Origin of the sequence: Streptomyces caelestis (genome assembly GCF_014205255.1) — a bacterium.
In the GTDB taxonomy this organism is placed as follows: Bacteria; Actinomycetota; Actinomycetes; order Streptomycetales; family Streptomycetaceae; genus Streptomyces; species Streptomyces caelestis.
Genome location: NZ_JACHNE010000001.1, coordinates 6397135 through 6422246 on the forward strand (window position 1 = coordinate 6397135; position 25112 = coordinate 6422246).

The 25112-nt window shown below is 71.6% G+C and carries 19 protein-coding genes; 7 read left to right on the forward strand and 12 right to left on the reverse strand.

The window, feature by feature from the left end:
• Positions 1–22 precede the first annotated feature (22 nt).
• From HDA41_RS29380 to HDA41_RS29395, 4 genes are all read right to left on the reverse strand, one after another.
• Entirely contained in the window at positions 23–919 is an 897-nt protein-coding gene (locus HDA41_RS29380) for an amino acid ABC transporter permease (RefSeq protein ID WP_184989111.1), read from the reverse strand.
• Positions 916–1581, reverse strand: a complete 666-nt coding sequence (locus HDA41_RS29385) for an amino acid ABC transporter permease (RefSeq protein WP_184989114.1) — start codon at positions 1579–1581, stop codon at positions 916–918. The genes HDA41_RS29380 and HDA41_RS29385 overlap by 4 nt, the downstream gene beginning before the upstream one ends.
• Before the next feature lie 87 nt (positions 1582–1668).
• Positions 1669–2508 carry a glutamate ABC transporter substrate-binding protein gene (locus HDA41_RS29390; RefSeq protein ID WP_184989117.1) on the reverse strand — a complete coding sequence of 280 codons (840 nt, stop codon included), beginning with the start codon at positions 2506–2508 and terminating at the stop codon, positions 1669–1671.
• Between the two features lie 82 nt (positions 2509–2590).
• Entirely contained in the window at positions 2591–3367 is a 777-nt protein-coding gene (locus tag HDA41_RS29395; RefSeq protein ID WP_059424223.1) for an amino acid ABC transporter ATP-binding protein, read from the reverse strand.
• A 288-nt stretch (positions 3368–3655) separates the two neighbouring features.
• On the opposite strand from HDA41_RS29395, the gene HDA41_RS29400 reads away from it, so the two are divergent.
• Together HDA41_RS29400 and HDA41_RS29405 are read left to right on the forward strand one after the other, a co-directional pair.
• A complete protein-coding gene (locus tag HDA41_RS29400; RefSeq protein WP_184989120.1) occupies positions 3656–4342 on the forward strand; it encodes a response regulator transcription factor in 687 nt (228 codons plus the stop codon).
• 9 nt (positions 4343–4351) lie between these two features.
• Positions 4352–5809, forward strand: a complete 1458-nt coding sequence (locus tag HDA41_RS29405; RefSeq protein ID WP_184989123.1) for a sensor histidine kinase — start codon at positions 4352–4354, stop codon at positions 5807–5809.
• On the opposite strand, the gene HDA41_RS29410 is transcribed toward HDA41_RS29405, so the two are convergent.
• Positions 5788–6789, reverse strand: a complete 1002-nt coding sequence (locus HDA41_RS29410; protein ID WP_184989126.1) for a TAXI family TRAP transporter solute-binding subunit — start codon at positions 6787–6789, stop codon at positions 5788–5790. The two genes, HDA41_RS29405 and HDA41_RS29410, sit on opposite strands and share 22 nt — an antisense overlap.
• Before the next feature lie 109 nt (positions 6790–6898).
• On the opposite strand from HDA41_RS29410, the gene HDA41_RS29415 reads away from it, so the two are divergent.
• Complete coding sequence (locus HDA41_RS29415; RefSeq protein ID WP_184989129.1) at positions 6899–7306, forward strand: pyrophosphohydrolase domain-containing protein; 408 nt, start codon at positions 6899–6901, stop codon at positions 7304–7306.
• A gap of 129 nt (positions 7307–7435) precedes the next feature.
• Here the strand turns inward: HDA41_RS29415 and HDA41_RS29420 are convergent, their stop codons facing one another.
• On the reverse strand, positions 7436–8659 hold the full coding sequence (locus HDA41_RS29420) for a cation:proton antiporter (RefSeq protein WP_184989132.1): 1224 nt from the start codon (positions 8657–8659) through the stop codon (positions 7436–7438).
• Between the two features lie 4 nt (positions 8660–8663).
• A complete protein-coding gene (locus HDA41_RS29425; RefSeq protein WP_184989136.1) occupies positions 8664–9149 on the reverse strand; it encodes a cation:proton antiporter regulatory subunit in 486 nt (161 codons plus the stop codon).
• 198 nt (positions 9150–9347) lie between these two features.
• Here HDA41_RS29425 and HDA41_RS29430 point away from each other — a divergent pair, with 198 nt between their 5' ends.
• Both HDA41_RS29430 and HDA41_RS29435 read left to right on the forward strand, forming a co-directional pair.
• Positions 9348–10295 (forward strand): sensor histidine kinase, encoded by a 948-nt coding sequence (locus tag HDA41_RS29430; protein ID WP_184989139.1) that lies wholly within the window; start codon positions 9348–9350, stop codon positions 10293–10295.
• Positions 10295–10987, forward strand: a complete 693-nt coding sequence (locus HDA41_RS29435) for a response regulator (RefSeq protein WP_184989142.1) — start codon at positions 10295–10297, stop codon at positions 10985–10987. Before HDA41_RS29430 ends, HDA41_RS29435 begins: the two co-directional genes overlap by 1 nt.
• A 103-nt stretch (positions 10988–11090) precedes the next feature.
• Here the strand turns inward: HDA41_RS29435 and HDA41_RS29440 are convergent, their stop codons facing one another.
• The 4 genes from HDA41_RS29440 to HDA41_RS29455 form a co-directional block, all read right to left on the reverse strand.
• On the reverse strand, positions 11091–12521 hold the full coding sequence (locus HDA41_RS29440) for a polysaccharide deacetylase family protein (protein ID WP_184989144.1): 1431 nt from the start codon (positions 12519–12521) through the stop codon (positions 11091–11093).
• Between the two features lie 196 nt (positions 12522–12717).
• A complete protein-coding gene (locus HDA41_RS29445; protein ID WP_184989147.1) occupies positions 12718–16449 on the reverse strand; it encodes an nSTAND1 domain-containing NTPase in 3732 nt (1243 codons plus the stop codon).
• A 98-nt stretch (positions 16450–16547) separates the two neighbouring features.
• On the reverse strand, positions 16548–18254 hold the full coding sequence (locus tag HDA41_RS29450; RefSeq protein WP_230299659.1) for a rhamnogalacturonan lyase B N-terminal domain-containing protein: 1707 nt from the start codon (positions 18252–18254) through the stop codon (positions 16548–16550).
• Positions 18255–18330: 76 nt separating this feature from the next.
• On the reverse strand, positions 18331–21711 hold the full coding sequence (locus HDA41_RS29455; RefSeq protein ID WP_184989151.1) for a S8 family serine peptidase: 3381 nt from the start codon (positions 21709–21711) through the stop codon (positions 18331–18333).
• A gap of 313 nt (positions 21712–22024) precedes the next feature.
• On the opposite strand from HDA41_RS29455, the gene miaB reads away from it, so the two are divergent.
• Entirely contained in the window at positions 22025–23563 is a 1539-nt protein-coding gene (gene miaB, locus HDA41_RS29460) for a tRNA (N6-isopentenyl adenosine(37)-C2)-methylthiotransferase MiaB (protein ID WP_184989155.1), read from the forward strand.
• Positions 23564–23898: 335 nt separating this feature from the next.
• Complete coding sequence (locus HDA41_RS29465) at positions 23899–24612, forward strand: class III extradiol dioxygenase subunit B-like domain-containing protein (protein ID WP_184989158.1); 714 nt, start codon at positions 23899–23901, stop codon at positions 24610–24612.
• Positions 24613–24764: 152 nt separating this feature from the next.
• Here the strand turns inward: HDA41_RS29465 and HDA41_RS29470 are convergent, their stop codons facing one another.
• On the reverse strand, positions 24765–25112 hold the full coding sequence (locus HDA41_RS29470; protein WP_184989161.1) for an antitoxin: 348 nt from the start codon (positions 25110–25112) through the stop codon (positions 24765–24767).

The window sequence follows — 25112 nt, forward strand, 5'->3', positions numbered from 1 at the left end:
TGTCAGGTGAGGTGACCGAAGGTCAGTTGACGCCTCCGCCGGCGGTTCCCCCTCCGCCGGCGATCTGCGCCTCGTCCACGCCCACAACCGCGCCCGTCGATTTCTTGGCCCGCCGCAGCCGACGCTCCAGCCAGCTCGCGAAGGAGGTCAGGGCGAAGTTGAGCGCGATGAAGATGACAGCCACGACCGTGAAGCTGGCGATCGTGTTCGCACCGTAGTAGCCGCTCATGGTGTTGGCCGAGGCAAGAAGCTCGGGGAAGGTGAGGACCGCGCCGCCGAGGGCGGTGTCCTTCACGATGACGACCAGCTGGCTGACGATGGCCGGCAGCATCGCGGTGACCGCCTGCGGCAGCAGGACGAGCCGCATCTCCTGGTTCTTGCGCAGGCCGATCGCCATGGCCGCCTCGGACTGGCCCTTGGGCAGGGAGAGGATGCCCGCCCGGACGATCTCGGCGAGGACCGAGGCGTTGTACAGCACCAGACCCGTGACGACCGCGTACAGCGGACGGTCGTCGGACGACACGTTCGTGTACTCGGCGAACAGGGCGAGCCCGAAGATCATCAGGATCAGCACCGGGATGGCGCGGAAGAACTCGACCACGGCTCCGGCCGGCACCCGGATCCAGGCATGCTCCGACAGCCGGGCGATGCCGAGCACCGCACCGAGCGGAAGCGCGATGATCACGGCGAGCACCGCGGCCTTGAGCGTGTTCTGCAGGCCCGGCCAGATGTACGTCGACCAGGGCTCGGAGCTGGTGAAGAAGGGCTCCCACAGGACCCATTCGAGCTGGCCGCTGTCCTTGAGGGTGAGGTACACCCACCACAGCACAGCCGCCAAAACGGCCAGGAAGGCCACCGTGAACAGGACGTTGCGCCGCTTGGCGCGGGGCCCCTGCGCATCGTAGAGAAGGGCACTCATCGCTTCACCGCCACCTTCTTGCCCACCCAGCCGAGGATCAGACCGGTCGGCAGCGTCAGGCACACGAAACCAAAGGCGAAGATCGCGGAGATCAGCAGCAATTGCGCCTCGTTCTCGATCATCTCCTTCATCAGCAACGCCGCTTCCGCCACACCGATCGCCGCGGCCACCGTGGTGTTCTTCGTCAGCGCGATCAGGACGTTCGTCAGCGGGCCGACGGCCGAGCGGAACGCCTGGGGAAGCACGACCAGCCGCAGCACCTGCGAGAAGCTCAGGCCGATGGCGCGCGCCGCCTCCGCCTGACCGACCGGCACCGTGTTGATGCCGGAACGCAGCGCCTCACACACGAAGGCGGAGGTGTAGGCGATCAGACCGAGTACGGCGAGCCGGAAGTTGGCCGTGTCCGACCTGTCGGCGCCGAGGGTGATGTTCAGTGCCTGGTACAGGCCCAGCGAGGTGAACAGGATGATCACGGTCAGCGGGATGTTCCGCACGAGGTTCACGTAAGCGGTCCCGAAGCCGCGCATCAGCGGCACCGGGCCGACGCGCATGGCGGCCAGCAGGGTGCCCCAGATCAGGGAGCCGACGGCCGACAGCAGGGCGAGCTGCACCGTCGTCCAGAAGGCTCCCAGGATGTCGTAGTCACTCAGAAAGTCGAACACGATCTCCCGCGCTTCCGCGTATAGGGATGCCCCGGTGCGCCGCCCCGGAGGGCGGCGCACCCGACAGGCGTTGCCTCAGCCGTTGCGTCAGCTCTTGATGTCGCCGATCTTCGGCGCGGGCTCGTTCTTGTAGTCGGCCGGGCCGAGGTTCTTGTCCACGGCCTTCTGCCAGGACTTGTCGGCGACCATGTCCTCAAGAGCCTTGTTGATCTTGTCCTTGAGGTCGCTGCCCTTCTTGACGCCGATGCCGTAGTTCTCGTTGGTCATCTTGAAGCCGCCGAGCTTGAACTTGCCCTTGAACTGCTCCTGGGCGGCGTAACCGGCGAGGATCGAGTCATCCGTGGTCAGGGCGTCGATCCTCTTGGTCTGCAGACCACCCAGGCAGGCCGAGTACGTCGGGTACTGCTGGAGGTCGGCCTTCGGGGCCAGCTTCTCCTTGACGTTCTGCGCCGAAGTCGAGCCGGTTACCGAGCACAGCTTCTTGTCGTTGAGGTCAGCCGGCGACTTGATGGAGTTGTCGTCGGCGCGGACCAGCACGTCCTGGTGGGCCAGGAGGTACGGGCCGGCGAAGTCGACCTTCTCCTGGCGCTCCGGGGTGATCGAGTAGGTGGCGGCGATGAAGTCGACGTCACCGCGCTGGAGCATGGTCTCGCGGTCGCCGCTCTTCGCTTCCTTCCACTCGATCTGGTTCGCGTTGTAGCCGAGCTTCTTCGCGACGTACGTGGCGACGTCGACGTCGAAGCCGGCGTAGCCCTGCGGCGTCTTCTGGCCGAGGCCCGGCTGGTCGAACTTGATGCCGACAGTGATCGTCTTGCCGTCGCCGGAACCGGAGCCGCCGCCCTCGTTCTTGTCACCGCCGCACGCGGTGGCGGTCAGGGCGAGAGCGAAGACGGTGGCCGAGGCGGCGGTGACCTTGCGGAGCTTCATGATGAACATCCTTTGACTGGTGAAGAGATGCGGGCCCTCAAGGGGTGGGCGACACGAGTCGCGTCCGGCGCGATCCGCGCCGTCAGTGATGCAGGATCTTCGACAGGAAGTCCTTGGCACGGTCGCTGCGCGGATTGCTGAAGAACTGGTCGGGCGCAGCCTCCTCGACGATTCGGCCGTCCGCCATGAACACCACGCGGTTTGCAGCCGATCGTGCGAAACCCATCTCATGGGTGACGACGATCATCGTCATGCCGTCGCGGGCGAGCTGCTGCATGACCTCCAGCACCTCGTTGATCATCTCGGGGTCGAGCGCGGAGGTCGGCTCGTCGAAGAGCATGACCTTCGGCTCCATGGCCAGCGCCCGCGCGATCGCCACGCGCTGCTGCTGGCCGCCGGAGAGCTGTGCCGGGTACTTCTCGGCCTGCGCGGCCACGCCGACCCGGTCGAGCAGGGCCCGGGCCCGCTCCTCGGCCGCCTTCTTGTCCTTCTTGCGGACCTTGACCTGGCCGAGTGTGACGTTCTCCAGCACGGTCTTGTGCGCGAAGAGGTTGAAGGACTGGAAGACCATCCCGACGTCGGCCCGGAGCCGGGCGAGTCCCTTGCCCTCGGCGGGCAGCGGCTTGCCGTCGATCTCGATCGTGCCGGAGTCGATCGTCTCCAGGCGGTTGATGGTGCGGCACAGGGTGGACTTGCCGGACCCGGAGGGTCCGATGACCACGACGACTTCGCCGCGGGCGATCGTCAGGTCGATGTCCTGGAGTACGTGCAACGCGCCGAAGTGCTTGTTGACGCTCTTCAGGACGACCAGTTCTCCGGTCGCGGCCACATCTTCCTTGGCCACCGATACTTCGGTCATCGCTCTCAGGCTCCGTCCTCCTCGGTTTCGGAGGACAGTAGTAACGCTCTACGACCTGCGTCATTACATCTGAGGGGAATCTGAGCATCACGATCCGATAGCAATCGGACACGTGTCGTAGCACTTATGAGCAGCGCTCATATCGGCCGGGTAACGGAAGCGCTCCGCAACCGGAACCCTCTTGACGCCGTCCTCATCCATCAGCGTGACTGCACAAGGTGCACGCGCGCGTGCACGCTTCTTCGTACACATCTAGATCGTACGGCCAGTGAACCGAAGGGGGCCCGGGTGAGACTGCTGCTCGTCGAGGACGACAACCACGTCGCCGCCGCCCTGTCGGCGGTCCTGGCACGTCACGGGTTCGACGTCACGCACGCGCGCAGCGGTGAGGAGGCCCTGCAGGCGCTGGTACCCGAGAGCGACGGCTTCGGCGTCGTCCTGCTCGACCTGGGCCTGCCCGACCAGGACGGATACGAGGTCTGCGGCAAGATCCGCAAGCGCACCAGCACACCGGTGATCATGGTCACCGCGCGCTCCGACGTGCGCTCCCGCATCCACGGCCTCAATCTCGGCGCCGACGACTACGTGGTGAAGCCGTACGACACCGGGGAACTGCTCGCCCGCATCCACGCCGTGAGCCGGCGCACCTCCCACGAAGACACCTCCAGCGGTATCGAGACGGAGCTGCGTCTGGGCCCGGTGCACATCGAGCTGCCCACGCGCCGGGTCAGCGTGGACGGAAACGTGGTCCAGCTGACCCGCAAGGAGTTCGACCTCCTGGCCCTGCTCGCGCAGCGGCCCGGGGTGGTCTTCCGCCGGGAGCAGATCATCAGCGAGGTGTGGCGGACCAGTTGGGAGGGGACGGGGCGCACTCTGGAGGTGCACGTCGCGTCCCTGCGCGCCAAGCTGCGCATGCCCGCCCTCATCGAGACCGTACGCGGAGTCGGCTACCGGCTCGTCGCGCCTGCCGGATAGCGGGGCCGGGTGCGCACTCGTCTGCTCCCGCTGCTGATCGTCCTGATGGCGGCCGTACTGCTCGCGCTCGGCGTCCCGCTCGCCGTCAGCCTGGCCGGCGCCCAGCAGCAGAAGGTCGTCGTCGACCGGATCGACGACACCGCACGCTTCGCGGCTCTCGCCCAGTTCGTCACCGACTCGCCCACCGGGACCGCCAGCGCGTTCGAGAACGAGCGTCTGGCCACGCTCAGCAGCGAACTCGACAGCTACTACAAGGTCTACGGCATCCGGGCCGGTGTCTTCTACCGCAGCGGCAGTGCCATGGCCCACGCACCGGCCGGGTGGTCCCTGCCAAAGGAGGGCGAGGTGCGTGACGCCTTCGACGAGGCGTTGCTCAGCCGCCGCAGCCACGACCCGCGGCAGGTGTGGCCCTGGCAGCGGGGCAACCTCGTGGTCGCCTCGCCGGTCATCCGGGACGGGGACGTCGTCGCGGTCGTCGTCACCGACTCGCCCACCGGGCAGATGCGCTCCCGCACGCTGCACGGCTGGCTGGTCATCGGCGCGGGCGAGTCCGCCGCGATGCTGCTGGCCGTCGGAGCCGCCCTGCGGCTGACCGGCTGGGTGCTCAAGCCCGTGCGGGTACTGGACGCCACCACCCACGACATCGCCACCGGGCGGCTGAAGTCCCGGGTCGCCGCCGCCGGCGGTCCGCCGGAACTCAGGCGTCTGGCCCGGTCGTTCAACGAGATGGCGGACAACGTCGAGGACGTGCTGGAGCAGCAGCGCGCCTTCGTCGCCGATGCCTCGCACCAGCTGCGCAACCCGCTCGCGGCGCTGCTGCTGCGCATCGAACTGCTCTCCTTCGAGCTGCCCGAGGGCAACAAGGAGATCGCCTCGGTCCAGGCCGAGGGCAAGCGCCTCGCGCAGGTCCTGGACGATCTGCTCGACCTGGCGCTGGCCGAGCACACCGAGGCCGATCTGAAGATCACCGACATCGGCGAGCTCGCCGCCGAACGGGTCGCGGCCTGGTCCCCGACCGCCGAGGCCAAGGGCGTACGCCTGGTGGGCGACTGCCCGCCGACGACCGCGTGGGCCGACCCGGTGGCGCTGTCCAGCGCGCTGGACGGGGTGATCGACAACGCGGTGAAGTTCACGCCCGAGGGCCGGACCGTCGAGGTGACCGTCGCCTCCAACGGCGACATCTCCACCGTCGTCGTCACCGACGAGGGCCCCGGCCTCACCGACGAGGAACTGGCCCGCGTCGGCGACCGCTTCTGGCGCAGCAGCCGCCACCAGAACATCAAGGGCTCGGGCCTCGGACTGTCCATCTCGCGGGCGCTGCTCACGGCGGGCGGCGGTTCGATCGCGTACGACCATCACGAGCCGCACGGGCTGAAGGTGACAGTGGCGGTGCCGAGGGTCGGACCGGCGAGGGAGCGAGGGCTACGGCCTGACGGCGAAGCGGGCTATGGCTTGACGGACCGGTAGTAGCGGCGGGCCCCGTCGTGCAGCTTGAGCGGGTCCGTGTAGATCGCCGTGCGGACGTCGACCAGCTGGGCGGAGTGGACGGTCGCGCCGATGCCGTCCCGGCTGTCGATCACCGTACGGGTCAGCCACTCGGTGAGCCGGGAGTCCATGTCGTTGCGCGTGACCAGCAGGTTGGACACCGCCAGGGTGGGGACCGGGTCGCCGCGCTGGATGGTGGGGTAGGCGGACTCCGGCATCTTGGTGGCGCGGTAGTAGCGCGTGGCACCGCCCTGTTCGTGCAGCTTGGCCACGAGGCCGGCGTCGATCGGCACGAAGCGGAACGCCGACGCCGACTTCTTGGCCAGCCGGCTCAGCCCGTCCGTGGGCAGCCCGCCCGACCAGAAGAACGCGTCGAGGCCGTGTCCCAGCCGTTTGGGTCCGGTGTCGATGCCGTCCGACGACGGCTTGATGTCCTTCTCCGGGTCGATCCCGGCCGCCTTGAGCACGCCGTTCGCGATCAGCCGTACGCCGGAGTTCGGCAGCCCTATGGCCACGCGCTTGCCCCGCAGGTCCGCGACGGAGCGGATGTCCGAGTCCGGGGGTACGACGAGCTGGGCGTAGTCGTCGTACAGACGCGCCACACCGCGGAGCCGGTCGGCGCCCGTGCCGTTGTCGAGCTGGTACGTGGCGACCGCGTCGGCCGCGGCGATCGCGAAGTCGGCCTTGCCCGTCGCCACGTCCGCGACGTTCTCCTGTGAACCGGCACTGGTCAGCAGGCGTACCTTCAGATCGGGCATGTCCCCGTCGATCTCGGTGCGCAGGAGCTCGCCGTACTCGTGGTAGACCCCCGCGCGGGTGCCCGTGCTGAACCTGATCGTCCCGCCCGGACGCTCCTCGGCCCAGGGGCGCAGCCACCACAACAGCAGCCCGAGGACCACGAGGGAGGCGGCGCCGCCCTGAAGGGCCCGGCGCCTGCCGATGGGTGGGAGCATCTTGGACATGCGCGCGATCCTGCCAGTCGTGGTGCCCCGCTGACCAGGGGCGGGCTCACGGGGTGGGACCGGACACGGGGCGAGGGGAGTGTCGGTGGCCGCCACTACAGTCGCCCCCATGAGCTCCTCGCCCGCAGACCTGGTCCGTGCATTCCACCTCGCCTTCGGCCTGGACGCCCGCAGTACCCCCACGGAGGTGTCCCCGGAACTCGCCGCCCACCGCGGCGAACTCCTCGCGGAGGAGGCCGCGGAGGTCGCCGAGGTGTCGGTGACGGGCCCGCTCGACCGGCTCGCCCACGAACTCGCCGATGTCGTCTACGTCGCCTACGGCACCGCCCTCGTCCACGGCATCGACCTCGACGCGGTGCTGGCCGAGATCCACCGCTCCAACATGACCAAGATCGGCCCCGACGGCACCGTCTCCCGCCGCGAGGACGGCAAGGTGCTGAAGGGAGAGCACTACGAGGCACCGGATGTGCCGGGGGTGCTGCGGAGGCAGGGGTGGGAACCGGCCGCCGGCGCCTGAGCCGTCGCCGGGATCCGGCTCAGGACCGTTGCCGGGTGGGTGGCGGCTGCCCGGGCCGGCGGTGGCTCACCTGTCCGGCGCCTGACCGCCGCCGGGGTTCGGCGGTGGCTCCCCTGTCCGGCGCCCCCCTCAGTCGGCCACCGGCGCGTCCGCCTCCTTCGCCCGGGGTGTCGTCTCCGCCGTACCCCGGCGTGACTCGCGGCGTCGGCTCCACCAGGTCGCCGCGGGCTCCGTGTAGCGCGCGGTGAGGGGGCCCAGGACGACCAGGATGAGGACGTAGGCCGTGGCCAGGGGGCCGAGGGACGGTTCGATGCCCGCCGAGACCGCCAGGCCGGCGATGACGATCGAGAACTCGCCACGGGCCACCAGCGCACCGCCCGCCCGCCAGCGGCCCTTGACGGAGATCCCGGCCCGCCGCGCCGCCCAGTAACCGGTGGCGATCTTCGTCAGGGCGGTGACGACGGCCAGGCCCAGGGCGGGCAGCAGCACGGGAGGGATGCTGGATGGGTCGGTGTGCAGTCCGAAGAAGACGAAGAAGACCGCCGCGAACAGGTCGCGCAGAGGGCTCAGCAACGTGTGCGCACCCTCCGCCACCTCTCCCGACAGCGCGATGCCCACCAGGAAGGCCCCCACCGCCGCGGACACCTGCAGCTGCTGTGCCACACCCGCGACCAGGATCGTCAGACCCAGCACGACCAGCAGCAGCTTCTCCGGGTCGTCGCTGGAGACGAAGCGGGAGATGACCCTTCCGTAGCGCAGGGCCAGGAACAGGACGAGGCCCGCCGCGCCCAGCGCGATCGCCAGGGTCAGGCTGCCGGCCAGCAGCCCGACCCCCGCCACCAGCGCCGTGATGATGGGCAGGTACACCGCCATCGCCAGATCCTCCAGCACGAGCACGCTGAGGATCACCGGCGTCTCCCGGTTGCCGACCCGGCCCAGGTCGCCCAGCACCTTCGCGATCACGCCGGACGACGAGATCCAGGTGACACCGGCCAGGACGACGGCGGCCACCGGCCCCCAGCCGAGCAGCAGCGCCACCGCCGCCCCCGGCAGCGCGTTGAGCGCGCAGTCGACCAGACCGGACGGGTAGTGGGTCTTGAGGTTGGAGACCAGATCGCTCGCCGTGTACTCCAGGCCCAGCATCAACAGCAGCAGGATGACGCCGATCTCGGCGCCGGTGGCGATGAACTCCTCGCTCGCGCCGAGCGGCAGCAGACCGCCCTCGCCGAAGGCCAGACCGGCCAGGAGGTACAGCGGTATCGGCGACAGCCGGAAACGGGCGGCGAACCGGCCGAGCAGGCCGAGGCCGAGGATGATGGAACCGAACTCGATCAGCAGGACCGCGGAGTGCACCGGATCACTCCCGACCGAGTATCGCCGCGGCGGCGTCGACGCCCTCACGGGTGCCGACGACGATCAGCGTGTCACCGCCCGCCAGCCGGAAGTCCGGCGCGGGGGACGGGATGGCCTCGGCCCGGCGCAGCACCGCCACGACCGACGCGCCCGTCTCCGTGCGCATCCGCGTGTCGCCCAGCACCCGCCCGTTCCAGTGGGAGGTCGCGGCCACCTCGATCCGCTCGGCGACCAGCCCCAAATCCGTGGTGTACAGCAGACTGGGACTGTGGTGGGACGGCTTCAGCGCGTCGATCAGCGACCCCGCCTCCGAGCTGGACAGCCGCAGGGACTGCGCGCAGGAGTCGGGATCGTCGGCCCGGTACACGTTCACCGTGCGCGTGCCGTCGCGGTGCGCCACCACCGACAGATGGCGGTGTTCCCGGGTCTCCAGGTCGTACTGGACCCCGATGCCCGGCAGCGGCGTCGCCCTCAGGCGCGGAGCTGACACGTTTCTTCCCCTTGTTCGGCTGGCTCTTGTCGATCTGATGAACGGTGTCGATCCATGGACGGGTCAAGTCCGCATGCTGTCATCCGGCCGTACGGTGACGACATGGGTGTCGTGACGGATATACGCAGCGGCCGGTCGCCGGAGAGGGTGGAGGGGGCGGTGTCATACGCGAAGGCCGGAAGGAGCGGATCCAGGAACGTGTCGTTGTTCTGGCGGATCTTCTCGCTCAACGCGGCGGGCCTGGTCGTGGCGACCGCGTTGCTGCTCGGCCCGGTCACCGTGTCGACCCCCGTTCTGCCGGGCGAGGCGCTCGTCCTGCTCGGCGGCCTGGCGATGCTGCTCGCCGGCAACGCACTCGTGCTGCGCTTCGGCCTCGGGCCCCTGCAACGGCTGGACCGGGCCATGGCCACCGTGGATCTGCTGCGTCCGGGCTCCCGCCCGGTGGTCGCCGGACCCGCGGAGACGGCCGGGCTGATCACGACGTACAACGCGATGCTCGACCGGCTGGAGGCCGAGCGGGCCGCGGGCGCCGCCCGGGCGCTGTCCGCACAGGAGAGCGAACGGCACCGGATCGCCCGGGAGCTCCACGACGAGGTCGGGCAGACCCTGACCGCCGTCCTCCTCCAGCTCAAGCGCGTGGCGGACCGGGCGCCCGACGACCTGCGCGAGGAGGTCAGCCAGGCGCAGGAGGCGACCCGGGCGGGGCTGGACGAGATCCGCCGTATCGCCCGTCGGCTGCGCCCCGGTGTCCTGGAGGAACTCGGCCTGGCCAGCGCCCTGCGCTCGCTCGCCGCCGAGTTCACGACCCATGGGCTGACCGTGCGCCACCACGTCACCGGCACCCTCCCCGCCCTGACCCCGGAATCGGAACTCGTCGTCTACCGAGTGGCCCAGGAAGGCCTGACCAACACCGCCCGGCACGCCGGTGCCGACCGTGCCGAACTCCGCCTCCGGCCGGACCCCGGCGGCGTCGAACTCCTCGTACGCGACAACGGCACCGGCCTCGGCGACGCCCCGGAGGGCGCCGGCATCACCGGCATGCGCGAACGCGCCCTCCTGATCGGCGCCTCCCTCACCCTCGAACCGGCCCCCGGCCGGGGCACCGACGTACGCCTGCGCATACCGGTGACGGAAGGAGCACGCTGATGTCCACACCGGTGACGCCCGGAAGCCCGCCGGCCACCGCCCGGCCCCCGATCCGCGTCCTGCTCGCCGACGACCACACCCTCGTACGCCGGGGAGTGCGTCTCATCCTGGACGGGGAGCCCGATCTGACGGTCGTGGCCGAGGCCGGGGACGGGGCCGAGGCCGTCGCCCGCGCCCGGGACACCGCCGTCGACCTGGCCGTCCTGGACGTGGCCATGCCGCGCATGACCGGTCTCCAGGCGGCCCGCGAACTCTCCCGCCGGCTGCCCGCGCTGCACATCTTGATCCTGACGATGTACGACAACGAGGAGTACTTCTTCGAGGCGCTCAGGGCCGGAGCCAGCGGCTACGTCCTCAAGTCCGTCGCCGACCGCGATCTGGTCGAGGCCTGCCGGGCGGCCGTGCGTGACGAGCCGTTCATCTACCCGGGCGCCGAGCGGACCCTCGTCCGCTCCTACCTGGAGCGGCTGCACCGGGGCGACGGCCTGCCGGAACGGGCCATCACCGAGCGCGAGGAGGAGATCCTCAAGCTGGTCGCCGAGGGCCACACCTCGAAGGAGATCGGCGAACTCCTCTTCATCAGCGCCAAGACGGTCGAACGCCACCGCGCCAACCTCCTCCAGAAGCTCGGCATGCGCGACCGTCTGGAGCTGACCAGGTACGCGATCCGCGCCGGTCTCATAGAGGCGTGAGCCCGGGAACCCGGGCGGTTTGCAGGCGCATGTGCTCGGCGGGCAGGCGCCCGGCAGAGGGCGGACCGGAGCGCACCGCTCGTGGGGCCTGCTGCTCTCGGTGTCACAGCGTGGCGCGCAGGTGGCTGACCGTGACGAAGTGGTAGCCCCGGGCGGTGAGGGTGCGCAGGATCTCGGGGACGGCTGCGACCGAGGTGGCGTGGATGTCGTGCAGGAGGACGACGTCGTTGGGCTGGGCCTTGGTGATGACGGTGCGGGCCACCTTGGCGGGGTCGCGGTACTTCCAGTCCTCGGTGTCGACGTCCCACAGCACCGGCGAGAGGGCGGTGGCGGCCCTGACGGTTCGGTTGACGGCGCCGTAGGGCGGACGGAAGAGGGTGGGGGTCCTGCCGGTGGCGGCCTTGATGGCGGCGCTGGTGCGGTTGAGCTGGGAGGCGACCTGCTGCGGGGTGAGCCGGGTGAGGTCGGGGTGGTTCCAGGAGTGGTTGCCGATCTCGTGGCCGGCCTTCGCCTCGGCGCGGACGAGGTCGGGGTGGGCGGCGACGTTCTGGCCGACGGTGAAGAAGGTGACGCGCGCCTTGTACTTGGCGAGGTGGGTCAGCAGGGTCGAGCTCTCGGGGACGGCGGGCCCGTCGTCGAAGGTCAGGGCGATGCACTTGACCTTCCTGCAGTCGGTGTCGTCGTCGCCGGAGGCGGTGTGGGTGGGGACGGCCGGGGTGGGGACGTGCGGCGCGCCCAGGTCGAGTGAACGGCTGGGGCTCACGGTCTGCTGCTGGGCGCGCTTGCCGAACGCGGACAGCCATGGCGTGATCGTCTTCTGGGGAATGGTCACCGTCTGGGCCCCGGCGGCCGGAACGCCCACGTCGCCGCGGTCGAAGTGCACCCGCAGTCCGCCGTCGGCGGTGAAGGCCATGTCGTACAGGGCGGCGTCGCGGGCGTCCGGGTCGGAGAACTTGTCGTCCAGGGCGGCTGCGTCCACGCCCTGCCGGTCCTTGAGCTGATCCTTCAAGGCGGCGACGAAGGCGTCCCGGGAGCCGTCGGCGACGAGTCCGAGTGTCGTGCGGTACGCGTCGGCCTCGCCGTCGTACCAGTACGTCCTGGCGGACAGCCCGTCGCCCGCCGAACTCTGGTCCTGGGTGGTGAGGCGGACGCCGAGCACGTCGCCGGAGGCGACCAGGAAGTGGTGGCTGATGTTGAGCTCGCGACCGTCCGCTCCGCCCGAATCCGAGCACGCCCCCGAGCGGAAGGTTGCCAGGCGCCGCTCCACGTCCTTCTTCATCGCGGCCGTCATCGCCTCCGCGCCGGGCACGTCCGGGTAGCTGGTCGCGAAGGGGCAGGACCCGTTCTCGCTGCTGTCGCTGGCGATCTCCAGGCCCTTGATCTTCGACGGGTCGACCGTCCGGGCCGGGGACGGCGACGCGCCGGGCCGTGCGCCGTCGGCTGCCGTGACCGGGGGTTCGGACGTGGGGTGCGCACAGGCCGCGGTGAGCGAGCCGAGCAGCAGGAGGGCAGGGAGCAGGGTGTGAGAGCGCATGTGACCAGAACCTGAGGAGAGGAGACCTTCCGGGCGTCGCGGACCGGACGCCGGGCGGCCGCCGCGTCCGAGGGACGCCGACGGCCGTTGTGATCTCCGATCGTTCTGGTCAGGTGTGTTTTTCAGCGAGCCCCGGGGTCACCGTGAACAATTTCAGGACCGGATCCGGTGGTGCTCTGTCACCTTTTGTGCGTGTTCAGCGCGCTGCTGGGCAGACCTGCCGGTACGGCGCGTCGGGGACGTACCGTCGCCACTGCGCCCGGGTGAGTCCGCCCCCGGCGCGTTCGCAGAGGGCGCGGACGGCCGCGTCGGGGGCGATGGGGCGGCGTTGCAGCACCACGTTCGGGCCGGTGGCGTAGAGCATGCCGTCGTTCCCTCCGAAGGCGAGCGAGCGGATCTCGTCCCCGGCCGTGGGCAGGTCGCCGCCGAGCAGTCGCTGCCCGGCGGTGTCCCACAGCCGGAGGGTCCCGTCGGCTCCCGCCACGGCGAGGGTGCCGCCGTCGGAGGAGAAGGCCAGCGCGCCCACGGCCTCGGTCCGGCTGCTCGGGGCCGTGTCGGCGGTGCCGGTCAGGACGCCCGTGGTGTGCCGCAGGTCGCCGTCCCAGAGGGTCACGTGCCCGGTGGTGTCGCCGACGGCGAGCCGGGTGCCGTCGGGGCTGAAGGCGAGCGCGGTGACCTCGCGGCCGTCGGCGAGCGCCCACCCGGTGACCTTGCCGGAGGGCAGGTCGGCGTACTGGTCGGCGGAGCCGACGAGGAGCCGTCCGTCCGGCCGCACGGCCACGGCCTGTCCGAAGATGCCGTGCAGGGTCCGGGACGTGCGGTGGGTCCGGGTGTCCCAGACCTCCGCCGCCTCGCCGTCGCCCGCGGAGCGCGCGGCCAGCAGTGTGCGCCCGCCGGCGCCCAGGGCGAGCGCGGACACGGGGCGGTCGGCCGCCCCGGAGGCGGTGAAGCTCGTACGCACCCTGCGGTCCCGTACGTCCCACACGGTGAAGCGCAGCCGCAGGGAGCCGCCCGAGGAGGTGGTGTCGGCGACGGCGAGCGTCCGGCCGTCCGGGCTGAAGGCCAGCAGCGGGGTTTCGTCGCCGGTGTCGCTCGGCAGGGGGCCGAGCGTGCTCCGGGCGAGGACGGCGCCGGTGCCGGTGGAGCGCAGCTCGAAGCGGTAGCCGTGCCCGGACCGGGTGGCGGTGGCGAGGGTGGTGCCGTCCGGGGCGAGGAGCGTGGCGTCGGCCGGAGTGCTCTGCCAGTGTGCGGCGAGGCGGTCGGTGAGGTCGAAGGTGTGGACGGTGGCGCGGTCGAGGTAGCGCAGGACGCGGCGGCCGTGGTCCGGGGTCCAGGTCAGCCCGGTGACCTCCGCCCCGGCCAGCGGCCGGTGGAAGACCTGCCCGCCCCCCGACGCCAGCTGCCACACGGCGATCTCCTGGTCGTCGGTGGTGGCGAGGAACTCCCCGTCGGGCGAGAGGTCGGCCTGGGCGAACCCGGTCGTGCCGGCGCTGGCGAAGTCGGCGACGACGCGGCCGCTGCGGACGTCCCAGACGGTGACCGCCGTCCCGTGGACCGAGGCCAGCCGCCTGCCGTCCGCGCTCAGGCGCAACAGCCGGTCCCCGCCGTCGGCTCCCGAGCCGGTGCCGCACACGGTCTTGTCCGCCTTCTGCCAGGCGCCGGGCACCTGCCTGCCGCGCGCGGTGTCCCACACCTGGGGCGGGCCCTCGGCGGGGCAGAGGGCGGCCAGACGTCCATCGTCGGCGAGTGCCGCCGTGGTGATACTGCGGGAGACACCGGTGGTGAAGAGGACCTTGCCGTTCTCCGTCCGGCGGACCTGCACCTGGCCGGACCCGTCGAACGGCTGGATGAGGTAGGCGTCTGTGTCGGGTGCGGTCGCCCCGAGGTACGCGTCGCCCAGGTCGGCGACGGACCTCCCCTCGGGGAGGTTCCACAGGGTGTCGCTGCCCGACCCGGTCACGACGAGGAACCGGCCGCCGGGGCCGGCGCCGGACGCCTCCGCGTCGCTCGGCAGGTGGTAGGCGCCGGTACGGCGGTGCTCGGCCACGTCCCAGGCGGTGACGCGGTCGCCGTCGGCCCTGAGCAGGGTGCGGCCCTGGTCGGTGAGGAAGCGCTGGACGTCCTGGCCGGTCTGCGGGTCGGTGAAGGCGTCCCGTTCCGGCTGGGCCAGCGCGCCCAGCAGGGCCGAGCGGGTCTCGGTGAGCGGGGCGATCCGCCACGCGGCGGCGCCGAGCAGGGACGCGGTACGGGGGTCGGTGGCACGCAGGCTCTCGGCGACGGTGGCCAGTCGGCGGGCCGCGGCCTTGGCGGCCTCCTCCGCGCCCACCCGGTCGCGCTGCCAGGCGACGAGTCCCGCGGTCAGCGCGAGCACGAGGAAGACCGAGAGACCGACGGTGAGCGCACGCGTGCGGCGGGCGGTGCGCGTGACGGCGTCCCGCTCGGCGTCACGGGCCGCGGCCGAGGCGGTCAGGAACGCCCGCTCCGACCGGGTGAGGTCGTCGGTGTCGTTGTTGTCCCGCTGCCTGCCGAACAGCTCCTCGGCGCGCTCCAGGCGCGACCCCCGGAACAGCGCGCCGGGGTCACGGTCCAGCTCCTCCCAGGCCCGGGCGGCCTCGCCGAGGACCCGCTGGGCGCGCAGCCGCTCCCGGCTCTCCTCGATCCAGCCGGCGAGGCGTGGCCACCCGGTGATCAGGGCCTCGTGGGCGAGTTCGACGGTGTCGCCGTCCAGGGTGACCAGGCGGGCGGCGGCCAGTCGCTCCAGGACGTCGAGCGCACCCGGTCCCAGTTCGGAGCGGGACGCCGGGCGGCGCGTGTCGGCCGTGCGGTCCCCCGGGGCGATCAGCCGCAGCAGGATGCGCCGGGCCGTACGGGCCTGGCCTTCGTGCAGGTCGCCGTAGACCTGCTCGGCGGTGGCGGCGATCGCTCCGCGCACGCCGCCCGCCTCCTCGTACGCGGCCAGCGTCAGCGTGCGGCCCCGGCGACGGCGCCAGGTCTCCAGCAGGGCGTGCGAGAGCATCGGCAGCGCGCCCGGCCGGTCGCCGACCTCCTCGATGATCCGCGCGGTCAGGACCCGCTCCACGTTGAGCCCCGCCGCGGTGGCCGGGCCGGTGACGACCTCCCGCAGCTCGTCCCCGTTCATCGGCCCGACCAGCAGGTTCGCGTGACTGACCGCCTCCGCCAGCTCCCGGTGCCCGGCACAGTGGCCGTAGAAGTCGCCGCGCACCGAGACCACCACCCGCAGGCGGCTCTCCGGCTCCCGCGCGCCGAGCAGCAGGTTCAGGAAGCGGTCTCGCTCCTCGCGGTCGTGGCAGAGGGTGAACAGCTCCTCGAACTGGTCGACGATCACCCAGGTGTCCAGCTCACCGTCCTGGGGAACGAGCGCCTGCCCGTGCGTGTGGGCGGGCCGCTCGCCGGGGGTGAGGACCCGGATCACCGCCGGCCGGCCGGCACCCTCGCCCTCCCGCAGCAGCGGGACGAGGCCGGCCCGCAGCAGTGAGGACTTGCCGGTGCCGGAGGGCCCGAACACCGCCGCGAACCGGTGCGCGCGCGCCAGGTGCACGAGGTCGCGGGCCAGTGCCTCCCGGCCGAAGAACAGATCACTGTCGTCCGGTTCGAAGCGGGCCAGCCCCCGGTACGGAGCCCGCTCGTCGGCCGCGGGAGCACGGAGCTCGGCGTCCGCCTCCCGCCAGCGGGCCTCCCACTCGTCGGGGTCGGCGTCGAGCGCCTCCGCGTAGGCGCGCACCACCGCCGAAGTCGGCAACTGGTCGCCGGCCGCCGCCTGCGACAACGCGGTCGTGGAGTAGCCCGCCCGCTCGGCCATCTCCCGGTACGGCGGCTTCCCGGCCTTCTCCCTCAGCAGGCGCAGGTCGTGCGCGAGGCGCTGCACCGGACCGGCGCTGGGGTCCACCGGCTTCTCGCGTCGACCCACCTGGTGGCACCTTTCGACCCTCGAACATGAAAACGGAGCTCAACCTACGTTTTCACCCGTCCGCAGGCAATCCCGGTCCACTGCGCGGGAACGCCCGCTCAGGGCAGCAACTCGATGGCGTCGTACGACACCCCGGGGCTGAGGTAGGCGGTGCCGCCGGAGCCGCTGACGACGTCGATCGTCACCTCCTGATAAGCGGTGGCGGACTTGATCCAGGCGCTCGCCGGGACGGCGTAGCTGTAGGTGTGGTTGTTGCCGCGGTAGGAACCGACGGTGAGTGAGCGGGTCGTGGGTTCCTTGGCGGGGGCGGGGACGGCCGAGACCCACTCGTTGACCCTGATCCGGGGGCGGCCGTTCGCGAACGCGGTGGTGATGCCGATGTTCAGGGTGTGGCCGGAGGCGAGCTGCTGCCGCGTCAGCCTGAAGCGGATCTTCAGCGCGTTGTTGATGCCCGCCCACTGGTAGCAGGGGAAGTCCGCCGGAGACGAGGAGCCCACCGTGTGGACGCCGGTGGCCCAGGGCCTGGCCCGGGCGTCGGAGGGGTGCATGGTGGTCATCAGGGAGGCGTTCTTGAAGCCGTCGGGGGTGCCGGTCCAGTCGCCGATACGCCAGATCGCGGGGTTCCGGCTCGGGTCGGCGGTGATCTTCAGCGTGTGCAGGGCCGTCGTCTTCCCGGCCGTGACGGTGACGGACGTGGTGTGGACGGCGAGTTCGTCCTTGTGGACGGTGAGCTTGTAGGTGCCCGGGAGCATGTACGGGGAGACGAAGTGCCCGGTGGCCGCGTCGGCCTTCGCCCAGTACTGGGCGGCGGGGTTCGAGAAGCCCACGGTGTAGGCGTGGCCGTCGCCGCGGCCGCTGATGCCGACGCCGGCGACCCGCCCGCGACCTGCGCGTCCGACCCAGCCGACCAGGCCCAGACCATCGACCCACGAGGTGTCGATGACGTCGTGGGCGAGTGAGCGGGCGGGTGCGCCGCCGTCGGTGAAGGCGAGGACGTAGGGCCCCTGGAGGCCGAACCGCATCGGCTCGGTCTGGTTCTCCCCGTAGTAGAGGATCTCGTACAGCCCCGCGCCGTCCTCGTAGTGGTGCCGCATCAGGGAGCGGTAGAACGGGCCGCCGGACGCCTTCTCGTGGTTGCCGCGCACCATCCACATGCCGGTCTTGCCGTCGCTCCAGCCGACGTGGTCGTAGTCGATGACGCGCTGGTTGGAGTAGTGCTTGGAGCGGGTCGTGCCGTTCGGCTTGCGGCGGATGTCCTGGGCCTCGATCAGGGAGTCGGTGCGGGAGTCCCAGGAGTCGGGGTCGTTGTTGGGGAACAGCCCGGGCCTGACACGGACGATGTAACGGGTGGCGGTGATGGAGGCGTCCGCCTTGTTCGTCCACATGTAGACGTTGTTCTCGCCGCGGCGGGCGGCGTAGTAGTGGTGCATCGTGCCGTGGACGACCGTGACCAGGATCGTGTCGCCGGTCTTCCGGATGCTCACGGACGAGGGGCCGAGCCCCGTCTCGACCTGGGAGTTCCGGTTGCCGTAGCCCTGGTACTCGGTGCCCTTGTGGACCAGGGAGATCAGGTCGCCGTTGCGGTGGTCGACCTTGAACACCAGGTCGGCGCCGGTGGTGATGACGTAGGCCCGTCCGTCGTCGCGGTATCCGAAGGCGCTGGGCGCCGCGTCGGCGGTGGCGAGCAGCGGGCCGGCGACCGCGGCGCCACCGCCGAGGACGAGCCCGCCGGCGGCGGTTCTGAGCAGGACATCGCGACGGGTCAGGCGCCGGCGACCGTGGTGGGCCATGGTGGTTCCGTTCATGAGCGAGGAAGTGACGGGGCGCTCGGCGGTGGTGAGGGGCAGAGCCGACTCACCACCACCGGGGGGTGCCTTCCGGTTACCGGACGGTGCGGTAGGCGTTGCGGATCGTGCCGGTGTAGGTGTTGCCGGCGGTGTCGGCGAGAGCTGTCCTGAAGGAGACGCTGCCGGGCTTTCGAGGGTTGGTAAGGATCAGGTGAGGCTTGCCGCTCGCCGCGCCGTGCACGGTGACCGGCTTCCAGGTGCGCCCGCCGTCGTACGACGCCTTCACCGTCAGTGACTTCAGTTGCCCCTTGACCGCCGCCGGGCCCTGCAGGGACAGCGGGACGGTGATCCGGGCGCCCGCCTTGGCGGTGCCGGTCAGGCTCAGCTTCGGGTGGAAGCGGACGACGGAGAGCGGCCAGGCGACGGCCCGGGTCTCGGGTGTGTTCGCCGAGGTGAACGTCCACACGCCCTCGACGTGGTCACTGATCCGGTAGCCCTTGCTGCGGTCGGCGGTGATGGACAGCTTGTAGCGCGCCGTCCCGGCCCGCAGGTTCGCATAGGTGTTCGGGCAGGTGTCCTCGGTGAAGTCGCCTATGACCTTGCTGCCGGAGGTGAGCCGAGTGTGGACGGTGGTCTGCGCGGAGTACGAGAAGTCGCCGGGCCCGTCCGAGAACATCGGCACGCACAGTGCGTAGTACCGGCCGACCCGCAGCCCGCCCACGACCTTCGTCGGCGTCACGATCGGGCCGTGGACACCGCCGTCCAGAGTGACGCGGTAGGTACGGTCCGGCTGGAAGCGGCGCGGGGCGGCGAAGGCGACCATGCCCTCGCCGTCCGTACCGTTCTGCGTCCGGGCGCCGAGGTACCAGCGCATGCCGTGGTCGGCGGACAGGTACTGCTCGACCGAGGAGGTCGGTGCCGGCCGCAGCGGCCCTTCGAGGGGCGAGATGACCTGGTCGAGCGACGGCCAGCCGGGCGTGGACCACCAAGTGTTCGGCGCGGTGTTCGCTTTGGCCAGGGCCGTGGCGACGGAGGTCTTCACCCTGGCCATGCCCCGGATGGAGGCGAAGGCGCGGGTGAAGCCGTCGAAGAAGCCGCCGTGGCGCGTGCTCACCAGGTTGTACGCCGGAGAGGTCGCGGTGCGCTGCCAGACGCCGCCGATCTGGGCGATGAAGTCGCCCGCGGGGGCCTTCGGGCCGACCTGGCCGAGGAAGGTCGTCCCCGCCTCGAAATCGGTGGCGGCGGAGAGGCCGTAGGCCGGCTTGGCGCCGCGAGCGGCGAAGACGACCTGGCCGGCGCGCAGGGTGGCCCGGCGGTCCGGAGCGGTCACCTTCACCAGTCTGGCCTTGCGCCCGTCGAGGGCGACGGTGGTGTCGTGGTCGAGCACGAGGTGAGGAGCGACCAACTGGGCGTACCGGCCCGCCGGGGTGCTGGTCACGGCGTTGATCGCGTAGCGCCCCCTGGGCAGCCGCAGAGTGACCGTGCCGCCCCGCGCCTTGCCGTCGTCGTAGGGCGTGAACTGCTTGCCCGTGTCCAGGCCCGCCACGGTGACGTCCGGCTCGTTGTCGCGCTTGCCGTCCTTGCGGGTGGTGACCAGGGTCAGCGTGTGTGTCTCGACCTCGCGGTCGACCACCACGGCGGTACGGACGCGCTGCCCGTCACCGGTCGCGTTGACCGCGCCCGAGTAGACGCCGTCGGCGCTGCCGAGCCGGGTGTCGGCCGTGACCGTCGCCCGTGCCGTGCCACCGGCCGGGACGGTCAGCCGGGCGGGGGAGACGGCGACCATGCCGGTTGGCGCGGCCTTGCCGTCGGGACCGGTCGCGGTGAGGTCCAGGTCCAGGGTGACCGGCCGGGAGCCGTCGTTGCGGTAGGTGACAGCCCTGGTGACCGGGGTGTCGTCGTCGTGCGGCCAGGGGTCCGGCGTGCCGAAATCGACCGAGGACGGCTCGCTGCCGACGGTGGCGCCGATCGCCCGGGTCAGGTCGACCCGGCCGGCGCCGACGTCGTACGGAGTGACGCCGCGCGGCGTCTTCGCCGAGGCGGTGAGCGCGGACTTGAGTCGCTCGCCGGTCCAGCCGGGGTGCTCCTGGGCCAGGACGGCGGCGGCCCCGGCGGTGTGCGGGGCGGCCATGGAGGTGCCGGACATCGACACATAACCGGGCGCCTCGTCATTGCCCTCGGTGCCGTGGGCGGCCTTCGCGGCGATGATGTCGACGCCGGGCGCGGCGATGTCCGGCTTGAGGCGGCCGTCGGCGGTGGGGCCGCGGCTGGACCAGGAGGCGATCTTGTCGTCGCGGTCGACGGCGGCCACCGTCAGAGCCGCCGCGGCCGACCCGGGGGTGCCGAGGGCGGAGTCCGAGGGGCCCGAGTTGCCGGCGGCGATCACGAACAGGGTGTGCGAGGAGGCCGACAGGTCGTTCACGGCCTGCTCAAGGGGGTCGACGTCCGCGGTGTCGTCCTCGCCGAGGCTCATGTTGACGACCTTGGCGCCCTGCGCCACGGCCCACTGCATACCGGCGATGATGTCCGAGTTCTCGCCGAAGCCCGTGTCGTCCAGGACCTTGCCGACGAGCAACTCCGCTCCGGGGGACACGCCCTTGTACTTCCCGCCGCTCGTCGCGCCGGAGCCGGCGATGGTGGAGGCGACGTGGGTGCCGTGCCCCTGCCTGTCGTCGGTGGAGCCGGAGTCCGTGAAGTCCTTGGCCTTGCGGATCCTGCCCTTCAGATCCGGATGGGTGGCGTCGATGCCGGTGTCCAGGACGGCGACCTTGACGCCCTTGCCGTCGTAGCCCGCCTTCCAGGCCGCCGGGGCGCCGATCCGCGCGACCCCTCCGCGCGGGTCGGGCGCGACGGCGTCCTGCGCGCTGATCCTGACCCGGCCGTCCAGCCACACCCGCTCGATACCGGGGGCGGTGGTCACGGCGGCCCGGCCGCCGACGGAGTCGGTCAGCGCCCGCCACACCTTGCCCGCGTCCGGCTTGTCGGCGGTCAGCGCGTCACCGTGGATGGCCGGCAGCCGGTGCGTGACATCCGCGGCGGCGGCGAAGAGGGACTCCCTGGCCCCCTTCTGCACAGTGCCGGAGCCGTCGTAGGAGACGATCAGCGGCACCTGCTTGCGATGGGCGTCGTCGTAGCCGTCCTCGACCAGCTGCGTGACGTCGAACAGCCGGCGGTCCAGCCGGCCGCTGCCCAGCAGCCTCGTCGCGTCCAGCGGAACGACGTAGGTGTGCCCGGCGAACCGCCGTACCGAGTACCCGATGCCGCTACGGCCCTGGCCCGGCCGCACCTCGACCACCCGGCCGGTGCGGTCCAGGCCGACGGTGTCACCGGTCAGCAGGGTCACACGCGCGGCCGGCCTGGTCAGGCCGTCGGGGGACGGGGCGGACGGGCCGGCCGGAGTGCTCGGTGCCGTGGGGGCGGCTGTCGCGGTCGCGGTGAGGCCGGCCAGGGCGAGCACGGCGGCGATGCCGAACACCGTTCCGCCCTGCCCGTGCCGTCTCCCTCTCGTCCGCTGGTGCTTGTTCTGCAAAGGAACGTCCCTCTCCCCGAGGTCGGTGCATGGGTCAAAGGGCCGGTGGCATGAGAACGCCACCGGCCGACACCGACTCTGCAAGGGCGGGGAGTTGTTAAGTAGGCCCTGACCAGCACTGAAAAATGCGCGGTGAGACCACCGGCCGGGCCGACATCGTCGCCACACCGCGCACCCCGGCACCGGCGACCTGTGCACGGGGTCCGGTCCCGGGACCGGCCGGGAGTGGGCGCTGCCGGCGCGCCCTTACCCTTGAGGCATGACCAGCAGCAGTGACCGGGCCGGAGCAGTGGACGAAGTGGGCGTTACCCGAAGCTACGAGATCCGCACCTACGGGTGCCAGATGAACGTCCACGACTCCGAGCGACTGGCCGGTCTGCTGGAGGACGCCGGCTACGTGCGCGCCCCGGAGGGTTCCGACGGCGAGGCCGACGTCGTCGTCTTCAACACCTGCGCCGTGCGGGAGAACGCCGACAACAAGCTCTACGGCAACCTCGGCCACCTGGCCCCCCGGAAGGCCGGCCGCCCCGGCATGCAGATCGCGGTCGGCGGCTGCCTGGCGCAGAAGGACCGCGACACCATCGTGAAGAAGGCGCCCTGGGTGGACGTCGTCTTCGGCACGCACAACATCGGCAAGCTGCCCGTCCTGCTGGAACGCGCGCGCGTGCAGGAGGAGGCGCAGGTCGAGATCGCCGAGTCGCTGGAGGCGTTCCCGTCGACGCTGCCGACGCGGCGCGAGAGCGCGTACGCGGCCTGGGTCTCCATCTCCGTCGGCTGCAACAACACCTGCACCTTCTGCATCGTCCCGGCCCTGCGCGGCAAGGAGAAGGACCGTCGCCCCGGCGACATCCTCGCCGAGATCGAGGCCCTGGTCGCCGAGGGCGTCTCCGAGATCACCCTGCTCGGGCAGAACGTCAACGCGTACGGCTCCGACATCGGCGACCGCGAGGCCTTCAGCAAGCTGCTGCGCGCCTGCGGGAAGATCGAGGGCCTGGAGCGCGTCCGCTTCACCTCGCCGCATCCGCGCGACTTCACCGACGACGTCATCGCCGCCATGGCCGAGACGCCGAACGTGATGCCGCAGCTGCACATGCCGCTCCAGTCCGGCTCGGACACGGTCCTGAAGGCCATGCGCCGCTCCTACCGCCAGGAGCGCTACCTGGGGATCATCGAGAAGGTCCGCGCGGCCATCCCGCACGCGGCGATCAGCACCGACATCATCGTGGGCTTCCCCGGCGAGACCGACGAGGACTTCGAGCAGACGCTGCACGTGGTGCGTGAGGCCCGCTTCGCCCAGGCCTTCACCTTCCAGTACTCCAAGCGCCCGGGCACCCCGGCCGCCGAGATGGACGGCCAGATCCCCAAGAAGGTCGTCCAGGAGCGCTACGAGCGTCTGGTCGCCCTCCAGGAGGAGATCTCCTGGGAGGAGAACAAGAAGCAGGTCGGCCGCACGCTGGAGCTGATGGTCGCCGAGGGCGAGGGCCGCAAGGACGACACCACCCACCGTCTGTCCGGCCGCGCCCCCGACAACCGCCTGGTCCACTTCACCAAGCCGGACCAGGCGGTCCGCCCCGGCGACGTGGTCACGGTCGAGATCACCTACGCCGCGCCGCACCACCTCCTCGCCGAGGGCCCCGTGCTGGACGTGCGCCGCACGCGCGCGGGCGACGCCTGGGAGAAGCGCAACGCCGAGAAGACGGGCAAGCCGGCCCAGCCGACCGGCGTGCTCCTGGGCCTGCCGAAGATCGGCGTCCCCGAGCCCCTCCCGGTGGCGGCGACGGGCTGCGGCTGCGACTGAGCGGGGCCGGGGCCGGGGTTGCGGCTGAGCTGTGGCTGTGGTCGGTGGTGACTGCGGCTGGGGCCTGGCTGCCGTGGCTCAGGTTGTGGTTGGCTCCGGCGGCGGCTGAGTCCCGGCTGCGGCGCCACGCGCGCGTGGCGGAGTCGGTCCGAGGCCGGCGCGGGTCGGCCCGTGTGCTGCCGGGCCGGCGTCCTGCGTCCGGCCGGGCTTGTGGCCTCCCGGGCTTGTGACCTGCTGGTTCGTGTCGGGCCGGGCTGCGTCCGGCGGCTGCGGCGAGCGTGAGGCCGGGGCCGCCGCATGCGTGTGGCCGGCCCCGGAGGGTTACCCTGCCGATCATGCTTGTCGCCGCCGCTGTCTGCCCCTGCCCGCCCCTCCTGGTGCCCGGTGTCGCCGCCGGCGCCGCCCCGGAGCTGGACGCCGCGCGGGCCGCCTGCACGGACGCGCTGGGCGTGCTCGCCGCCGCCCGGCCCGGCCGGCTCGTGGTCGTCGGGCCGGTGGAGAGCGCCGGGTCCGAGACCTACCCGGAGGGCACGCGGGGCTCGTTCCGGGGCTTCGGTGTCGATCTCGACGTACGGCTGGGACCGGACGAGGGCACGCCCGCGGAACGACCGCTGCCGTACGCGCTGGCGGTGGCTGCCTGGCTGCTGGAGCGGACGGGGTGGTCCGGCGCCCCGGTCGAGGGACTCGGCGTGGGCGACCGGCTCGCGTCCGAGCGGTGTGCCGGGATCGGGCGGGACCTCGCAGCAGGGGCCGAGCGGGTCGCGCTGTTGGTGATGGGTGACGCCAGCGCGTGCCGGACGCTCCAGGCCCCGGGTTATCTGGACGAACGCGCGGCGCCCTTCGACGCGGAGGTCGCGCGCGCACTCGGCACGGCGGACGTGGCCGCGCTCACCGCCCTGGACCCAGGGCTGGCTGGTGAACTGAGGGCTTCCGGCCGGGCCCCCTGGCAGGTGCTGGCGGGCGCGGCCGAGGGCGCGGACCTCGGCGGATCACTGCTGTACGAGGACGCGCCGTACGGAGTGGGATACATCGTGGCCACCTGGTCGTAGTCCCGGCGGCAGGGCGGCCCCGTCGGCAGGACGGCCCGGCGGCGGTCACGGGAAACGGCGGACGGCCGGGAGCCCGCGTGCTCCACGGCCGTCCGCCGATGTGCCCTTCGGTGTGCCGATCTGTGTTCAGGACCTTCTGCGTCGATGTGCGCTCAGGAGATGGGCGGCGGTGCGTCCGGCGGCGGGGCGCCTCCGGCGTCCCGCGGCGGTGCCGTACGGCCTGTATCCGGCGGCATGGTGCCGCCCGCGCCCGGTGACGGCGCCGGGCCGCCCGCGCCCGGTCCGCTGTCGTCCTTGTGCGCGAGTCGGTCCATGGCGCCCTTGGCCTTGCCCGTGCCCGACCGGATCCTGTCGCTGTACTTGCCCTTGGTCCTCTTGTCGACGACCTGCGCGGCCTTGTCGAGGCCGTGCTGGATCTTGTCCTCGTGCCGCTGCGCGAGGTCCGAGACCTTGCCCTTGGCCGGGCCCAGCCTGGCCTTCACATTGTCCAGGAGACCCAT